We start from the raw sequence: 16,698 nt of genomic DNA, 5'->3' as shown, positions 1-16,698 counted from the left end.
TTAAGCCTTTTTCAGTTTCTTTTAATATTCCATGACGTACAAACCAACAGACTTGCATATTAAAGATCATTCCGTTTCCGGAGAATTATTCCGACTAAAAAAGAATGAACGCTATGGTTTTTTGGAGACTGTTCCGGCTCCAGGTTTAAAGAAACTTCCGGAGTATTACGAGAGCGAAGATTACATTTCTCACACCGATGCAAAACGGAATCTTTTTGAAAAAGCCTACCATGCGGTTCGTGAGTTTTCAGTAAAACAAAAATTAAATTTGATTTCGAAATACGCCACGTCGGGAAAACAACTTCTAGATGTTGGGTGTGGTACTGGAGATTTTTTAAAGAAAGCACAAAATGATCAATGGACGGTTTTTGGAATTGAACCTAACGAAAAGGCCAGGGCCATAGCGAATCAAAAAACAGGACAAGCTGTTTTTAATTCTGAACAATTATTCAAGTTTGAAAAGAATAAATTTGATGTGATCACTTTGTGGCATGTTTTAGAACATCTTCCGGATCTGGAAAATCAGTTGCAACAATTTCATGAACTTTTAAAACCCAACGGCATTTTAATTATCGCCATTCCAAATTACAAAAGTTTTGATGCAGAACATTATCAAACGTTTTGGGCGGCTTATGATGTGCCGAGACATTTATGGCATTTTGATAGAACATCAATTAAAAGAATTGCAGACGAATTTCAATTCAAACTCTTAAAAATTAAACCCATGTGGTTCGATGCATTTTATGTGAGCCTGCTTTCTGAAAAATATAAGACCGGAAAAATGAATCCGGTCAAAGCAATTTGGATAGGCTTCCTTTCAAACTTCAAAGCTTTTTTTACAAAAGAAGCCTCTTCTTTAATTTATATCCTTAAAAAACACTAAAAAGGTCGCCAAGCGACTCTTATTAATTTATTTCATTTGAATATAGCGGATATGCTTACTAAAAAATGAAGTGCGCTTAAATCGCTTTATTTTAATTCATTTCAAATAGTTAAAAATTATAACGCGAACCAAAACCCATAATTATAAACTATTTAACAAAACACCAATATATATTTAGCGTTTTCTTAAGGTTTACTTTATTACATTTGCTTGTGTTAAAATAAAACAAACCATGAAAAATTTATTTGTTATTGCCCTGAGCTTATTAGCTTTTACGTCATGCCAGAAACAAAACAAGATCGGTTTTGTAGATAATGGTGTTATCATAAATAAGTACAAGGAAAAATTAGATCTCGAAAATAAATTCGAAAAAAAGAAAGAAGCCTTCCAAAAGAAATTTGATAGTATTGATGCTTCTTTTAAAACCGAGGTTCAGGATTTCCAAACGAATGCTCGTAAAATGTCTCAGGTAAATGCTCAGAAAAAATACCAGGAGCTGGGACAGAAAAAACAAATGCAAGACCAACAGAAGCAAATGGAAGCTCAAAACTTTCAACAATCTTTTCAAACGGAACTTGATACCATCATCCAAAAAGTACGTCGTTACGAAAAAGCTTATGGAAAGCGTCATGGTTACACCTTTGTGCTTGGAACTACAGATGCCACTTCTACAGTTCTCTACGGTGACGAACAATACGATCTTACTCAAACCATCTTAGATTCGTTGAATGCTGATTATGGCTCAAAATAAATGTAAATAATTGAAAATCAATTAAATAAAATAAAAAAACCTCGTTTTAAACGGGGTTTTTTATTGGACTGAAGTTTCTTTTTTATGAAGTAAACGCGTTAGTTTGATAGACAGATCGGTAAGGATGATCTTAGCATTTCCGTTGCGCTCAATATGATACATGGCATCCTGCAACTCATTGCTAATTTCCATGATATTACCACCATGAACGAAAGGGGCGAATTTTTCTAATTCGAAGGAGTCTGTTTCCGGTTCGTAATACACCAGATCGTGTGCCTTATAATTGAGTAACATGGCCTGGCGGAAAAAATCCAAACAAAAATGCAAGAACTGTTTTTGCGTTTCGCGTCCGGATTTTGCGATATCTTCACTCCAGGAAATGAGATCATGAATGGCCGCTTTGTTACCTTTTGCTTTAAAAGCGCTGCGGATCCAAAAAATGAACCAGGTCTCAAACTGTAAGTCTTCAGAACTTTTATTTATAAGATCGCAGGCCTTGTTATAATTTCCGTTGGATTGATGTGCAATTTTAGTGGCTTCAACTTCATTCAAATGTTTATTTTTCATCAAGGCATTCTTGATGATATCTTCCGCCAGGGGCGGAAAATGTAAAACCTGACATCGGGAGCGAATGGTATTAATGATCTGTTCTTCGTCTTCAGCAATTAAAATAAAAATGGTTTTATTTGGTGGTTCTTCAATAAGCTTCAGGAGTTTATTGGCGCAGGCAGCATTCATTTTTTCCGCCATCCAAATGATCATAACCTTAAAACCACCCTCGTAAGCTTTTAAAGACAACGATTTTACAATATCCTGAGCTTCATCAACACTAATCAAACCTTGCTTATTGTCTACACCCAACATCCGGTACCAGTCAAAAAGATTACCGTAAGGCTGTTCTTTTAATAGTTGGCGCCATTCTTCCAAATAGTGAGCAGAAACAGGATGCTTTTTCACCTTATCGCTACTGGTTACCGGAAAAGCAAAATGCAGATCGGGATGCGATAAATGTTCAAACTTTAAATTACACGCGGCGTTTCCGGAATTATTTTCACCATGGCTATTGTTACACAGAATATATTGCGCATAAGCGATCGCCATAGGCAAGGTACCACAGCCTTCGGGTCCCACAAACAATTGCGCATGAGGCAAACGCCCATTATCCGCAGATTGCGTAAGGTGTTTTTTGATGTGTTCCTGACCTAAAATTTCTGAAAATAGCATAAAACAAACCTACATAAATTTTTAAAGCTTTTCTAATGAAAACAGCCGTTCGAGGAAAATGAATTTGGCATTTTTAAAAAATCTTTACAGCTTCAAACGTTTTCGTGAAAAATCCCATTTCAATTACTTGTTTATTTAGTTACATTTGTGAATCAAACGCTTAAAAATAAAAACATTATATATAGATGAAGACTTTAGACGATTTTAATTTTGAAAATAAAAAGGCGCTGATCCGCGTGGATTTTAATGTGCCATTGAATGATAAATTCGAAGTAACTGATGATACCAGAATTGTATCGGCAAAACCAACGATCATTAAGATTCTGGAAGACGGGGGAAGCTGTGTGCTGATGTCGCATTTGGGTCGACCAAAGGGATTTCAGGATGAATTTTCGTTACGCCATATCGTACCAAAAGTGGAAGAAATTTTAGGTGTTGAAGTGATCTTTGTTGATGATTGCATTGGCGAAAAAGCTGAAAAAGCCGTTGCAGCACTGGAACCCGGGCAAATTATATTACTTGAAAACCTGCGTTTTTATAAAGAAGAAACCGCCGGAGATGAAGCATTTGCTAAAAAACTCTCGAAATTAGGCGACATTTATGTTAATGACGCTTTTGGAACTGCCCACCGAGCTCATGCTTCTACAACCATTGTTGCGAAATTTTTTGAAGGTAAAAAATGCTTCGGAAAATTGCTGGAACAAGAAATTGAAAGTATTGATAAGGTTATGAAAACCGGAGAAAAACCGGTATTAGCCATTTTAGGTGGTGCGAAAGTGTCTTCAAAAATAACCATTATTGAAAATATTTTAGACAAAGTTGATCATTTGATCATTGGTGGTGGTATGGCCTTTACCTTTATAAAAGCGCAAGGCGGAAAAATAGGTAACTCTATTTGCGAGGATGACAAAATGGATCTTGCCATGGATATTTTAAAGCAAGCCAAAGCCAAGAATGTTGAAGTTCATTTACCGGTTGATACCGTTGCCGCTGATGCTTTCAGTAATGATGCCAACACTCAAATTGTGCCTATAAATGCTATTCCAGATGGCTGGGAAGGTGTGGATGCCGGACCAAAATCCATCGCACAATTCCATGATGTTGTAATGCAATCAAAAACCATCCTTTGGAATGGTCCTTTAGGTGTTTTTGAAATGGAGTCTTTCGCTAAAGGGACTATAGAATTAGGAAATTCAATTGCTGAGGCCACAAAAAATGGTGCCTTTTCTCTTGTTGGTGGTGGCGACTCTGTAGCTGCCGTAAAGCAATTTGGGTTTGAAGACAAAGTAAGCTATGTGAGTACCGGAGGTGGTGCCATGTTAGAAAGTTTAGAAGGAAAAACACTGCCGGGAATTGCAGCTATTTTAGAATAATTAGAATTTAGTTTTTAATTGCGCCCAAAAAATACGAATTTAGCCAATACAGCGTTCACAAGTGAAAGCAGAGAAGTTTTATGGCTATGAGATATTTTATTCTATTTTTTTTGATTGGATCTATTGGGTTTTCGCAAACAAATGGCGGAGGTTCTCCTGAAAATAAGATCCGGAAAACCACGAAGATCGATGGGACATTAACGATTGTTAAGCCAATGATCGCCGTGGATAGTATGCCTAAAAAACCGCTAAAAGACGATCCTACCTTAGCAAAAATTGATGAAGCATGGTATCAGGAATTGTACACGGAAAATAGTTTTGACAGTCTACATCCGCCATTAGCTGACATAGATTTCAAGGAGGTTGATTATCCTGAATTATCAACCGAAACATTGAAGGCGCAACTTAAAGAGCTTAATGCAAGAACACCTTTTAATGTAGAATATAACCCTTCTTTAGAGAGTGTTATCAAGTCATATTTAAAAAACCGTAGAGAACACTTGCAACATCTTATGATGTTGAGTGCTTTCTATTTTCCGTTGTTTGAACAAGAATTGGACAACCAGAATATTCCTCTGGAAATTAAATATTTGGCCATTGTAGAATCCGCTTTAAAGCCTCGTGCAAAATCACGCGTAGGAGCTACCGGTTTATGGCAGTTTATGTTTTCAACCGGAAAATTATATGGTCTTGATGTAAGTAGCTATGTCGATGAGCGCAGCGATCCTATAAAATCCACCGTTGCCGCATCAAAATATTTGTCTAAACTTTATGAAATTTTTGGTGACTGGGATCTCGCTTTAGCCGCCTATAATTCCGGGCCGGGGAATGTTACCAAGGCTATTCGGCGTTCTGGTGGTTATCAAAATTACTGGAATTTAAGATATTATTTACCACGTGAAACCGCTGGATACTTGCCGGCCTTTCTGGCTACAATGTATATTTTTGAATACGCCAAAGAACTCGGTTTTACGCGTTACAAACCAGAGCAAACCTATTTTGAAACCGACACCGTTCGGGTAAAACAAATGATCACCCTCGACCAGGTTTCAGAAGTTACAGGAGCGCCAATAGAACAGTTAGAATTTTTAAATCCCTCTTATAAATTAGATATTATTCCGGTAATTAAAGGTGAAAATTACAGTTTGCGTTTACCAAATGAGGTAATTGGCAAATTTGTAAATAACGAGGATAGTATTTATGCTTACGCTAAAGCGGAATTTGATAAGCGTGAAAAACCATTACCACAATTCTTCAATGCCAACGACCGAATCCGTTATCGCGTGGTTTCCGGTGATTATTTAGGATTGATCTCAAGGCGTTATGGTGTTCGCGTTAGCGACATTAAACGCTGGAACGGTTTAAGAAGTAATAATTTAAATATAGGCCAAAGACTTATTATTTACCCGCGTAAACCTTATGTGGCACCACCCCCGAAAAAAACTACTAAAGCTACACCAAGCAAGCCGTTAACGGGTGATGTAACGACCTATGTTGTGAAGAGTGGCGACTCACTTTGGAGCATTTCTCAAAAATTTCCTGGAGTTTCTGTCCAAAATATTAAAGATTGGAACGGTATTAGTGGCACTAATTTAAAACCGGGGATGACGCTGAAAATTTCCAAGAGCTAAACCCTAAAAACAAACGTTATCATGATTATAAAAAATATACTAAGTGTAGCTTTAATCTGTGTGTTCATAGTGTCTTGCAATGGGAAAAAGACCTCACAAAAAACAACATTGCTGGATTCAACAGGGAACATCAATCACGTTTCGGTAGTTATTTCAAACGATCTTTGGAATGGTTCTGTGGGTGATGCTGTTCGGAATGTTCTGGCTACACCCATTTATGGATTACCTCAGGATGAACCGATGTTCACCATTGCACACATTCCACCCTCTGTATTTTCAGGATTCGTTACCAAGAACAGAACTATTTTGATTATCGAATTAGGAAAAGATGCTGCTGTTACCGTAAAAGATAACGTGTATGCGCAACCACAAAAAGTAATTACGGTCTCTGGAAAATCTAAGGAAACCATTATTGAAGCGCTTCAAATGAATAAAGATGAAATCATCAGATTATTCAGAAATGAAGAAATTGCAGAGCGCCAGCGTCAAATGAACCTGTCTTTACACAGCACAATAACATTACAGGATTCTTTGGATATTACAGTTGATTTTCCTTCCATTTACAAACTTATTAAGGAGGATGGCGACTTTTTCTGGTATTCAAAAGACATCGCATCGTCATCCGGTTCGATGCATTTAATGTTTTACGACATTCCTTACGATGCTGTGAAGAAGAATGACAGTACCATCAACCAGATTATAAAAATAAGAGATTCTGTGGGTAAAGTCGAAGTACCGGGACGTTTAGAAGGATCATACATGGGCACTGAAAATGCGTACACGCCCTTTCATGATAAAACCGAAATAGATGGTAAGTTTGCCTATGAAACCAAAGGCCTCTGGGATCTTAAAAATGCTTTTATGGCTGGGCCCTTTTTAAATTACACCATTGAAGATAAAAAGAATAATCGCTGGGTAGTTGCTGAAGGATTTGTATTCTCGCCATCGGTAGATAAGCGTAACTACATGCTTGAGGTTGAAGCGATCTTAAAGACCCTGAAAATAAAGTAGGAAGCAGAATAATAGCATAAAAAAAGAGCAATTTTTAGAAAATTGCTCTTTTTTTTATGGTCTATTGTGTTATTCTTTTTTAGTGTCTTTGGTATCGTCTTCTTTGGTAGCATCTTTAAATTCTTTGATGCCACTACCTAACCCACGCATGAGTTCAGGAATTTTTTTCCCTCCAAATAATAACAATACTACCACAACAATTAAAGCTATTTGCCAAGGCCCTATAGCTAATGGAATCATGTATAAACTCATAATCTTTAATTTAGGCTACAAAGGTAATAATTAAACTGAAACAAAAGCGTTATTGACTTAAACTTTAATCGTTTTAAAAAAATAGGTTATGGCGTTATTTTATTTACTTTTGTTTTAAACGGAGCATATGAGCAAGAAGAAAAAAATAAAGCGGAAACTCCTGGATAAATACAAGCTGGTAATCCTCAACGAGAACACCTTCGAGGAGCGCTTGTCTTTAAAATTAACACGCTTAAACGTATTTGTTATAGGTTGCCTTATAACTATAATTTTATCAGTTACTGTATTCACCATAATCGCTTATACCCCATTAAAAGAGTATATCCCGGGGTACTCGTCTACCGCATTAAAGCAAAAGGCCACGGATCTTAGCTACAAGACCGATTCCTTAACTCAGGTTATCCTGATGAACGAACGCTATTTTGAATCGATCAGAAAAGTTTTAAAAGGTGATGTGAGCCCTGAGGATTTCAATAAAGATTCCATTATTCAAGCGACTCAAGTGGAAGCAAGTAAGGTTGATTTTGCGCCTTCGGCGGAAGATTCGCTCTTGCGTGAAAAGGTGGATAAAGAGGATAAATACAACCTGTTTGAATCTGCAACTTCAGCGACAAATTTTGTGTTATTTCCTCCTGTAAATGGGCAAATTACATCGGATTACGATGTAAAAACCAAACATTATGCCGTTGATATAGCCGTTGCAAAAGACACACCGGTTAAGGCTGTAGCCGATGGCGTTGTTGTTTTTGCCGGTTGGACGGCCAGCACCGGATATGTTATTATTTTAGAGCATAGTTATGGTCTAATATCGGTGTATAAACACAATAGTTCCTTGTCTAAAGCACAGGGTGATCTGGTAAAATCGGGAGAAGTTATTGCTTCAGCTGGCGATTCCGGAGAGCTCTCCACTGGACCACATCTTCATTTTGAACTTTGGAATGACGGCTATCCCATCAACCCAACAAATTTTATCGATTTCAACGAATGATTTTTAAGGCGTATCTCGCAAAACTTCTCGCTAAACGCGTGCATAGGCAGATCAAAAAGTGGTCTGATAACCCTGTAGGCACTCAAGAACAGGTTTTTCAAAATCTGATCCAAGAGGCTAGAGACACTGCCTTTGGAAAAGATCATCATTTTGGGAATATCAAAACTCATGAAGATTTCGCTAAGCACGTTCCCGTTAGGGATTACGAAGCATTGAAACCCTATGTGGAACGTGTGGTTGAAGGCGAGGAAAATGTATTATGGCCAGGTAAACCCACCTATTTTGCTAAAACATCAGGAACCACTTCGGGAGCAAAATATATTCCGATTACAAAGGCGAGCATGCCCACTCATATTGAAGCTGCCAGAAATGCGATTTTAATGTATATCTACCACTCTGGAAAGAGTGCATTTGTAAATGGGAAAATGATCTTTTTGCAAGGAAGCCCTGTTTTAAAAGAACAAAATGGGATAAAATTGGGGAGGCTCTCAGGTATCGTAGCGCATTATGTGCCCAAATATTTGCAAAAGAATCGTATGCCTTCTCTGGAAACGAATTGCATTGAGGATTGGGAAACCAAGGTAGATGCTATTGTTGAGGAAACAAAAGATAAGGATATGACGGTGATTTCCGGAATACCATCCTGGGTGCAGATGTATTTTGAAAAGCTCATTGAAAAAACCGGAAAACCTGTTGGAGATTTATTCAAGAATTTTGATCTCTTTATTTACGGTGGGGTGAATTATGAACCGTATCGTGCCAAATTCGAGAAATTGATTGGCCGGAAGGTAGATAGCATAGAGCTATATCCGGCAAGTGAAGGCTTTTTTGCATTTCAGGATAAGCAAGATGACAATGGCATGTTGCTCCAACTTAATTCCGGGATATTTTATGAGTTTATAAAAGCCGATGAATTCTTTAACGAAAACCCCAAACGCCTTACATTGAAAGATGTAGCTTTGGGTGTGAATTACGTCATGATCATTTCAACAACGGCAGGACTTTGGGCGTATAATATCGGTGATACAGTTCAATTCACATCTCTAAAACCTTATCGTGTTATCGTTTCCGGGCGTATCAAGCATTTCATTTCGGCCTTTGGCGAGCACGTTATTGGGAAAGAAGTCGAGGAGGCGCTTCAGGAGGCTTTAGCAGACTCAGATGCCAGTGTTTCCGAATTTACGGTAGCACCTCAGATACATACAGAAAATGAATTACCATATCACGAGTGGTTTATCGAGTTTGATAAAAAACCGGAAGACCTTTCCTCTTTAGCGCAAAAAATCGACAAAGCGCTTCAAAAACAGAACAGCTATTATTACGACCTGATTCAAGGGAAAGTATTACAACCACTTAAGATACAAGAGGTTGAAAAAAACGGATTTAAAAACTATATGAAATCTGTTGGTAAATTAGGTGGTCAGAACAAGCTGCCACGCCTGTCCAACGACCGAAAAATTGTTGATACATTTACTTACAAAAGATCGAAATAATAGTATCTTTGCCAAGATCAAATTAAAGCATGGGCAAAAAGAAATTACAAGGGAGAACGCGGGCACAGGAGAGCTCGAATGCCATTGAGCGTATGTACATAACCATGCGTCACCTGTTTAATCGCGGGTTTTATAAGCCTATGGGTGTTTCAGGTGAGACCTTGCGCCAGTCCTTGTTATTACTGCGCCCCGAGATTTATGGGTCGGTAGGCGATGAAAAAGCAGAACTTGCAGGTTTACATTATGTAGTAGATCGTCTTCCACAAGGCATTGAAGAATGCCGTTTTATTAACCTAACCAGTGACGAGGGATATTCCTCATCACATTTCAAACCGATAATTCCTGAAAAACGTCGTAGAAATTGCTATCGTATAGACGATGAGCAAATGAATATTGAGATCACGCGCGGGCGATCGGAGATTTATGATATCTTAACGCACCTTACTTTTTTATTTATTGAATCGCATAAAATAAGCAATAAGGTCGTTATAAATGAAGATGGCGCTACAACCCGTGATTGGGTGAAGTTGGAAAATGCCGTAAATAAGAAAAAATTAACCCAGGAAGATCGTGAAGTTGCCATTACGCATATGGCTAATATTCTGGGACACACATTTCAGGAGATTACAGCGGTTTATAAAGATTTTGCAACACCATCGCAACCGGAAAGACTCTTGCATTTGATCTATTGGTTAGGTAAATTAGCCATTGACGAACAGGTAAATGATAACAAAAGGACCGTAACATTCAGTCCCGTGTTAAGAGAAAGGATTGGTCACCACATTCACGGTGAGATCTGGGCAGATAACATCAAAGATGTGTTGTTTAAAAATAATTTGATCGATCGGCCTTTGCACATTATTAGTGCCAACATGCACAGTGTTATGAATACGCTTTTTACCCCAAAGGCCTTGAAAGCTGAGGTGGATAAAAAAGATGTGTTTAAGGTTTATGAATCCTTGAGTAAAAAGGGAAATCAAGCTTTACGAAATAAAGTTCATGAAGAGGCAGCACAACAGGGGATGATTTATATTCAGGACACCTCTGGAACCAATATAGATGTTCAGATATTTGACACCTCGAAAATAGATCTTGCCGGTTTGGATATAAAGTTGAATGCAGAAGCAGTAAAGAAAAATAAACCAGTAATCCTGGTGATGGATTATGCTTTTGGAGAACAGGCTTATGAGACCATTGATGAGCTTTTAAAGCCATATCAATTAAAGAAGAAAAAATACCATCTCAATGTAGATTCTGTTTCCATCATGGGTAAAGCAGGAATTTTAGAAGGTGGCAAAGGTGATATTATGATTCCTTCTGCGCATATATTTGAGGGAACAGCGGATAATTATCCGTTTCATAATGAATTGAACAAAGCCGATCTAGAAGGACAAGGTGTTGCTGTTTATGAAGGCACGATGATTACGGTATTGGGAACATCTTTACAAAACAAGGACATATTGAAGTTCTTTTACAACTCCACCTGGCAGGTGATCGGATTAGAGATGGAAGGCGCCCATTACCAAAAGGCGATACAAGCGGCGGCCAAAGTTCGCAGTAGTATTAGTCCGGATGTAAAAGTGCGTTATGCCTATTATGCCAGTGATAATCCGCTGGAAACAGGAGCCACTCTGGCTTCAGGAGGATTGGGTACTTCGGGCGTAAAACCCACGTATTTAATAACACGAACTATTTTAGAACAAATCTTAACTTAATTCATACAATGAGCAAAGAAACCTCAAAACCGGAAGCTTCAGAAGAAGTAGACTTAGGCCAGTTATTTAAATTGATCGGTAATGCCTTTGACCGTTTTTTTAAATTTATAGCCAGTATTTTTATTGGACTTTATAAGTTTGTCTTATTATTACTCATACACTTTTATAAGCGTCTTTGGTGGTACGCAGGAGCTATTTTTATTGGTACTATTTTAGGTTTTATTATTGATAAGTCTTCGGATAAGCTTTACGGCGCCAATATGTTTATTGAGACCAACTTTAATTCTGCAAGACAGGTTTATGAGAATATCAAGCAATTTCAACAACTTGCAAAAGTAGATCAGGATACGGTTGAGCTTGGAAGGATTTTAAATATCTCGTCTACCGAAGCAGCAAAACTCAAAGGCTTCTACATAGAACCGGATATGGATGAAAATAAGATTGTAGAAATGTATTCTGATTTTTATAAAAGCTTAGATTCTTTATCCCGGGCAGATATGACCTACGATAGATATAAAGAATCTTTAAATGCTTATAATTTTAAAACACACAGGATAGGTGTCGCATCAACAGATAAACATCTGTATAAAAAAATTGAAAAGGCATTTACTCAAGAACTTGTCAATAACACTTATTTGGAAGATCTTTTAGAGGTAAATCAACTCAATCTAGATCGAAAAGAAAAGACATTATCGGAACAGGTTCAGAAAACAGATTCCCTGGTAGAAGCTTACTTAAAAATAAGGATAAATGAATCGAATAAGGAACCCATTCCAGGCTCTGGAACCACCTTATATATGGGAGATGCTGAATCGGGTAATTTAGTAGTCGATGAGTCTAAAATTGTTGACAAACGCCTGAATTTGGAAAATCAAAAACTTGAAGTTTATCAACAAAAGGTAGAGGGTCAAAATGTAGTGAATGTATTAGCAGGTTTTCCAAATACAGGTTATGATATAAGAAGTTGGTCTGATAAAATGAAATTCACCTTGCCAATAGCCTTATTTTCTCTAACATTTTTAGTGTTTATGTTTTTAGGTTTAGGTAAATATTTAGATAAACAAAGCAAAACAATTTAAATTAGAATGCATGAAAATTTTGATAACAGGCGGCGCAGGCTTTATCGGATCTCATCTGGTGCGGTTGTTTGTTACTAAATACCCTCAATATTCAATTTTTAATCTGGATGCCTTGACCTATGCGGGAAACCTCGAGAATTTAAAGGATATTGAGGGGACCCAAAATTATAACTTTGTCAAAGGCGATATTACCGATCAGGACTTTATCAATACCTTATTTAAAACGCACCAGTTTGATGCTGTTATTCATTTGGCGGCCGAGTCGCATGTAGACCGTTCCATAACGGATCCTTTGGCTTTCGCCAAAACCAATATTTTAGGAACACTAAATTTATTAAATGCGGCGAAGGAAACCTGGAAGGGCAATTTTAAAAATAAATTATTCTACCATGTAAGTACCGATGAGGTTTATGGCACACTTGGAGACACCGGCTTATTTACAGAAACCACAGCATACGATCCCAATTCGCCGTATTCAGCTTCCAAAGCCAGTTCTGATCATTTTGTACGTGCTTATGGGGAGACCTATGGTTTGCCTTATGTCATTTCCAATTGCTCTAATAATTATGGCCCCAATCAATTTCCTGAAAAATTAATTCCATTATTCATTAACAACATCATCCATGAAAAACTGCTACCGGTTTATGGAGACGGAAACTATACTCGTGATTGGCTTTATGTTATTGATCATGCCAAAGCCATTGACCTCATTTTTCATAAGGGAAAATTAAAGGAAACATACAATATAGGAGGTTTCAACGAATGGAAGAATATCGATTTGGTAGCCTTGCTTTGCCTACAAATGGATGAAAAATTAGGGCTTTCAAAAGGAAGTTCTGAAAAACTTATTACCTATGTTAAGGATCGTCCCGGACATGATTTGCGCTATGCAATAGATGCTTCAAAAATTAATAAAGAACTAGGTTGGAAACCTTCGGTGACCTTTGAAGAAGGTTTATCCAAAACGATTGACTGGTATTTAGGTAACACAAAGTGGTTGGAGCATGTGACCAGTGGGGAGTATCAGAAGTATTATCAGAAGCAGTATGAATGAAGTTACGAGGTTAAAGAGTTACAAGGTTACAAGGTTACAAGGTTACGCAGTTATAAGGTTACGCAGTTACAAGGCGATAAAATTAGAATTGAATAAAAACGCTATAACAATATAACCGTTTAACTTTTTAACCACGATTATGGAAAAATTAAAATCACATCAAGATTTGAGAGTTTGGCAGGAGGCTATGGATTTGGTTACTAAAGTTTATGAATTAACTAAAGACTACCCGAAAGATGAGTTATATGGATTGACCTCACAAATTAGAAGGTCAGCAGTCTCCATACCTAGTAATATAGCAGAAGGAGCAGGACGAAATGGGCAAAAGGAATTAATTAGATTTTTGTACATAGCCATGGGGTCTTTATCAGAATTAGAGACGCAATTAGAAATATCGAAAAGGCTTCATTATATTTCGGATTCAGAACCGTTAAATAAACAAATTTATTTTATTCGAAAGATGTTGTCTAAGCTCATTAAAAGCTTTTAGTTTTATAACCATATAACCATATAACCATATAACCGTATAACCGTATAACAACATAACAATGAAAGGCATCATATTAGCAGGAGGTTCAGGCACAAGACTACATCCACTAACTTTAACGGTGAGTAAACAGCTTATGCCTATTTATGATAAGCCGATGATTTATTATCCTTTGTCCACTTTGATGTATGCTGGAATTCGTGAGATTTTGATTATTTCAACACCAAAGGACCTACCTTTATTTAAGTCTTTATTGGGTGACGGAAAAAAATATGGATGTCGGTTTGAGTATGCAGTACAGGAGGCTCCAAATGGTCTCGCGGAAGCTTTTATTATCGGAAAAGAATTTATTGGAGCGGATAAAGTAGCCTTGATTTTGGGAGATAATATTTTTTACGGAACAGGGTTGTCGAAACTATTGCAAGCTAATAACGATCCTGATGGAGGCATTATTTATGCTTATCGGGTAAATGACCCTCAACGCTACGGTGTGGTTGAGTTTGATGACATGGGCCAAGCAATTTCTATTGAAGAAAAACCCAAAATTCCTAAATCTAATTATGCAGTTCCGGGAATATACTTTTATGATAATACTGTTGTTCAAATTGCTGAAAACATTAAACCTAGTACAAGAGGAGAGTTGGAAATTACCGATGTAAACAAGGCTTACTTAAATCAAGGAAAATTAAATGTAAGTGTTCTAGACCGTGGAACAGCCTGGTTAGATACCGGTACGTTTCAGTCGTTGATGCAAGCTTCCCAATTTGTGGAGGTGATCGAAGAACGTCAGGGCTTAAAAATTGGGGCTATTGAAGCAGCGGCTTATGAGATGGGTTTTATTGACGAAAGACAATTAAAAGCGCTGGCTGAGCCTTTAATAAAAAGTGGCTACGGAAGAACATTGTTAGGGATACTAAAGAAAAAAGAATGACTGTAAAAGAAACAAAATTACAGGGATGCTTTGTGATTGAACCCACCGTTTTTGAAGACAAACGCGGCTATTTTTTTGAAACGTTTAACCGAAAAAATTTCAAGGAAGCCACGGGATTAGAAATTGACTTTGTACAGGATAATGAATCGTATTCAACCAAAGCCGTATTGCGAGGACTGCATTTTCAGACTGGAAAATATGCTCAGGCTAAGTTAATTCGGGTTGTAAAAGGGAATGTGCTTGATATTGCTGTTGATCTTAGAAAAGAATCCGCAACTTTCGGGCAGTGTTTTAGCATTGAACTTTCAGAGAAAAATAAAAATCAATTATTTATCCCACGTGGATTTGCCCATGGTTTTGTGGTATTAAGCAATACAGCTATTTTTTCTTATAAATGTGATAATTATTATAATAAGGCTTCTGAAAGCGGAATTATTCATAATGATCAAGATTTAAATATTAATTGGAAATTACCTGAAGAAGATTTAATCATTTCTGAAAAGGATAAACAATTACCAACCTTCAAAGAATTTTGTCATTCAGAAGGCATATAAATTGTCATTGCGAGGACTCCTTTTTGTCATTCCTGCGAAGGCAGGAATATATTTAAACGAATCAGCTGTGATTCAGAAAAAAGTAAATATTTAAGAACCTAAACATTCGTAATTGCGAGAAAGGAAGTGACCTGATAATCTTTTAAATTGAAAACCAAGGTCATTCAGACGAAGCGAAGCGGTGACTTGCCAGCCGATAGTAGGAAGAATCACTTTCAACAAGAAGACTCCTCTCTGTCATTCCTGCGAAGGCAGGAATCTATAAAAACGAATAAGAAAAACAAGTTACAATAACCATATGCCTCAACACAACTCAAATAAAACAAAAAACATTTTGGTCACAGGCGCCAATGGCCAACTAGGTCTATGCATCAAAGCCCTTCAAAGCAAATATCGTGATCTACGATTTGTTTTAACGGATTATGAGGATTTAGACATTACAGATTTAGATCAGGTTAAAGCGTTTTTCAAAATGAATAATTTTGATTATTGTATTAATTGCGCGGCCTATACCGCTGTAGATAAAGCTGAAACAGAAAAAGAATTGGCTTTTAAAATCAATATGACCGGAGCAAAAAATTTAGCCGTTGCCTGTAAAGCTTCTGAGGTCGTATTGATCCATATTTCAACTGATTTTGTATTCGATGGAAACAATACCAGACCTTACAAGGAAACTGATGCTACAAACCCCTTAAGTGTTTATGGAAAAACCAAATTAGAAGGGGAAACCGCTATTCAAAAGCTCTTAAAGAAGTATTTTATTATTAGAACCTCCTGGTTGTATTCGGAATATGGTAATAACTTTGTAAAAATCATGTTGCGTTTGGCGGAAACTCGGAATGAAATCAGTGTCGTTTCCGACCAAATAGGGTCACCCACTTATGCTGGTGATTTAGCTGAGGTAATTCTTAAAATCATTCATATACAATCGGAGGATTACGGCATTTACCACTATAGTAATAAAGGTAAAACAAGTTGGTTCGAATTTGCAAAAGCTATTTTTGAGGAAGCTAAAAAAAAGATTGAGGTTACGCCCATAAAAACAGAGGCCTATCCAACAGCCGCTAAAAGACCTAATTACAGTGTTTTAGACACCTCAAAAATTAAGAAAAGTTTAAAAATTGAAGTGCCATTTTGGCAATCTAATATAACCAAAGCTATTAAGTAATAAAATTAATACAAACCTTGTTGAAGTTATCAATTATGTTACTTTTGCAAAGCCACCTCAACGTTAGTTTTTTTGAAAAGACGAAATTAAAAATATGTAAGTGA

Annotated in this window: 16 protein-coding genes; 14 read left to right on the top strand and 2 right to left on the bottom strand. The window is 37.1% G+C overall.

Translation table 11 applies throughout. From position 1 onward, the window contains the following. Positions 1–31: 31 nt before the first annotated feature. A complete protein-coding gene (locus ABD682_RS03275; RefSeq protein ID WP_344738958.1) occupies positions 32–883 on the top strand; it encodes a class I SAM-dependent methyltransferase in 852 nt (283 codons plus the stop codon). A 232-nt stretch (positions 884–1,115) separates the two neighbouring features. Beyond that, positions 1,116–1,634, top strand: a complete 519-nt coding sequence (locus tag ABD682_RS03270) for an OmpH/Skp family outer membrane protein (RefSeq protein WP_344738956.1) — start codon at positions 1,116–1,118, stop codon at positions 1,632–1,634. A 60-nt stretch (positions 1,635–1,694) separates the two neighbouring features. On the opposite strand, the gene ABD682_RS03265 is transcribed toward ABD682_RS03270, so the two are convergent. Continuing rightward, positions 1,695–2,858, bottom strand: coding sequence for a DNA polymerase III subunit (locus ABD682_RS03265; protein WP_344738954.1), 1,164 nt, complete (start codon positions 2,856–2,858; stop codon positions 1,695–1,697). A 185-nt stretch (positions 2,859–3,043) separates the two neighbouring features. On the opposite strand from ABD682_RS03265, the gene ABD682_RS03260 reads away from it, so the two are divergent. The 3 genes from ABD682_RS03260 to ABD682_RS03250 all read left to right on the top strand — a co-directional run bounded on the left by ABD682_RS03260 (position 3,044) and on the right by ABD682_RS03250 (position 6,873). Continuing rightward, positions 3,044–4,231, top strand: coding sequence for a phosphoglycerate kinase (locus ABD682_RS03260; protein ID WP_344738952.1), 1,188 nt, complete (start codon positions 3,044–3,046; stop codon positions 4,229–4,231). An 80-nt stretch (positions 4,232–4,311) separates the two neighbouring features. Continuing rightward, entirely contained in the window at positions 4,312–5,862 is a 1,551-nt protein-coding gene (locus ABD682_RS03255; RefSeq protein WP_344738950.1) for a LysM peptidoglycan-binding domain-containing protein, read from the top strand. A 21-nt stretch (positions 5,863–5,883) separates the two neighbouring features. Further along, positions 5,884–6,873, top strand: coding sequence for a DUF4837 family protein (locus ABD682_RS03250; protein ID WP_344738948.1), 990 nt, complete (start codon positions 5,884–5,886; stop codon positions 6,871–6,873). Positions 6,874–6,942: 69 nt separating this feature from the next. Here ABD682_RS03250 and tatA read toward each other — a convergent pair whose 3' ends face one another. After that, positions 6,943–7,125, bottom strand: coding sequence for a twin-arginine translocase TatA/TatE family subunit (tatA, locus tag ABD682_RS03245; RefSeq protein ID WP_344738946.1), 183 nt, complete (start codon positions 7,123–7,125; stop codon positions 6,943–6,945). A gap of 127 nt (positions 7,126–7,252) precedes the next feature. Here tatA and ABD682_RS03240 point away from each other — a divergent pair, with 127 nt between their 5' ends. The 9 genes from ABD682_RS03240 to rfbD all read left to right on the top strand — a co-directional run bounded on the left by ABD682_RS03240 (position 7,253) and on the right by rfbD (position 16,594). After that, positions 7,253–8,113, top strand: coding sequence for a M23 family metallopeptidase (locus ABD682_RS03240; RefSeq protein ID WP_344738944.1), 861 nt, complete (start codon positions 7,253–7,255; stop codon positions 8,111–8,113). Next, positions 8,110–9,606 carry a GH3 auxin-responsive promoter family protein gene (locus ABD682_RS03235; RefSeq protein WP_344738942.1) on the top strand — a complete coding sequence of 499 codons (1,497 nt, stop codon included), beginning with the start codon at positions 8,110–8,112 and terminating at the stop codon, positions 9,604–9,606. The genes ABD682_RS03240 and ABD682_RS03235 overlap by 4 nt, the downstream gene beginning before the upstream one ends. Positions 9,607–9,635: 29 nt before the next feature. Then, positions 9,636–11,321: a DUF6909 family protein gene (locus ABD682_RS03230; protein WP_344738940.1), complete on the top strand. Its 1,686-nt coding sequence runs from the start codon at positions 9,636–9,638 to the stop codon at positions 11,319–11,321. A gap of 8 nt (positions 11,322–11,329) precedes the next feature. After that, positions 11,330–12,400 (top strand): hypothetical protein, encoded by a 1,071-nt coding sequence (locus tag ABD682_RS03225; RefSeq protein WP_344738938.1) that lies wholly within the window; start codon positions 11,330–11,332, stop codon positions 12,398–12,400. Positions 12,401–12,410: 10 nt separating this feature from the next. Beyond that, positions 12,411–13,454 carry a dTDP-glucose 4,6-dehydratase gene (rfbB, locus tag ABD682_RS03220; RefSeq protein WP_344738936.1) on the top strand — a complete coding sequence of 348 codons (1,044 nt, stop codon included), beginning with the start codon at positions 12,411–12,413 and terminating at the stop codon, positions 13,452–13,454. Between the two features lie 139 nt (positions 13,455–13,593). Further along, positions 13,594–13,944 carry a four helix bundle protein gene (locus ABD682_RS03215; protein WP_344738934.1) on the top strand — a complete coding sequence of 117 codons (351 nt, stop codon included), beginning with the start codon at positions 13,594–13,596 and terminating at the stop codon, positions 13,942–13,944. Between the two features lie 58 nt (positions 13,945–14,002). Beyond that, positions 14,003–14,872, top strand: coding sequence for a glucose-1-phosphate thymidylyltransferase RfbA (gene rfbA, locus ABD682_RS03210; protein WP_344738932.1), 870 nt, complete (start codon positions 14,003–14,005; stop codon positions 14,870–14,872). Beyond that, the gene (gene rfbC / locus ABD682_RS03205; RefSeq protein ID WP_344738930.1) at positions 14,869–15,426 is read left to right on the top strand and encodes a dTDP-4-dehydrorhamnose 3,5-epimerase; all 558 of its coding nucleotides are present in this window, start codon (positions 14,869–14,871) and stop codon (positions 15,424–15,426) included. Before rfbA ends, rfbC begins: the two co-directional genes overlap by 4 nt. Before the next feature lie 298 nt (positions 15,427–15,724). Next, positions 15,725–16,594 carry a dTDP-4-dehydrorhamnose reductase gene (rfbD, locus tag ABD682_RS03200; protein WP_344738928.1) on the top strand — a complete coding sequence of 290 codons (870 nt, stop codon included), beginning with the start codon at positions 15,725–15,727 and terminating at the stop codon, positions 16,592–16,594. Positions 16,595–16,698 lie beyond the last annotated feature (104 nt).

The organism is Gaetbulibacter aestuarii (assembly GCF_039537665.1).
In the GTDB taxonomy this organism is placed as follows: domain Bacteria; phylum Bacteroidota; class Bacteroidia; order Flavobacteriales; family Flavobacteriaceae; genus Gaetbulibacter_A; species Gaetbulibacter_A aestuarii.
This window is presented reverse-complemented; position numbering and strand designations above follow the sequence as displayed.

Bases quoted from the DNA above. Each gene is read 5' to 3' on its own strand.
- ABD682_RS03275 (WP_344738958.1), top strand. From the start codon at position 32: ATGACGTACAAACCAACAGACTTGCATATTAAAGATCATTCCGTTTCC.
- ABD682_RS03270 (WP_344738956.1), top strand. From the start codon at position 1,116: ATGAAAAATTTATTTGTTATTGCCCTGAGCTTATTAGCTTTTACGTCA.
- ABD682_RS03265 (WP_344738954.1), bottom strand. From the start codon at position 2,858: ATGCTATTTTCAGAAATTTTAGGTCAGGAACACATCAAAAAACACCTT.
- ABD682_RS03260 (WP_344738952.1), top strand. From the start codon at position 3,044: ATGAAGACTTTAGACGATTTTAATTTTGAAAATAAAAAGGCGCTGATC.
- ABD682_RS03255 (WP_344738950.1), top strand. From the start codon at position 4,312: ATGGCTATGAGATATTTTATTCTATTTTTTTTGATTGGATCTATTGGG.
- ABD682_RS03250 (WP_344738948.1), top strand. From the start codon at position 5,884: ATGATTATAAAAAATATACTAAGTGTAGCTTTAATCTGTGTGTTCATA.
- tatA (WP_344738946.1), bottom strand. From the start codon at position 7,125: ATGAGTTTATACATGATTCCATTAGCTATAGGGCCTTGGCAAATAGCT.
- ABD682_RS03240 (WP_344738944.1), top strand. From the start codon at position 7,253: ATGAGCAAGAAGAAAAAAATAAAGCGGAAACTCCTGGATAAATACAAG.
- ABD682_RS03235 (WP_344738942.1), top strand. From the start codon at position 8,110: ATGATTTTTAAGGCGTATCTCGCAAAACTTCTCGCTAAACGCGTGCAT.
- ABD682_RS03230 (WP_344738940.1), top strand. From the start codon at position 9,636: ATGGGCAAAAAGAAATTACAAGGGAGAACGCGGGCACAGGAGAGCTCG.
- ABD682_RS03225 (WP_344738938.1), top strand. From the start codon at position 11,330: ATGAGCAAAGAAACCTCAAAACCGGAAGCTTCAGAAGAAGTAGACTTA.
- rfbB (WP_344738936.1), top strand. From the start codon at position 12,411: ATGAAAATTTTGATAACAGGCGGCGCAGGCTTTATCGGATCTCATCTG.
- ABD682_RS03215 (WP_344738934.1), top strand. From the start codon at position 13,594: ATGGAAAAATTAAAATCACATCAAGATTTGAGAGTTTGGCAGGAGGCT.
- rfbA (WP_344738932.1), top strand. From the start codon at position 14,003: ATGAAAGGCATCATATTAGCAGGAGGTTCAGGCACAAGACTACATCCA.
- rfbC (WP_344738930.1), top strand. From the start codon at position 14,869: ATGACTGTAAAAGAAACAAAATTACAGGGATGCTTTGTGATTGAACCC.
- rfbD (WP_344738928.1), top strand. From the start codon at position 15,725: ATGCCTCAACACAACTCAAATAAAACAAAAAACATTTTGGTCACAGGC.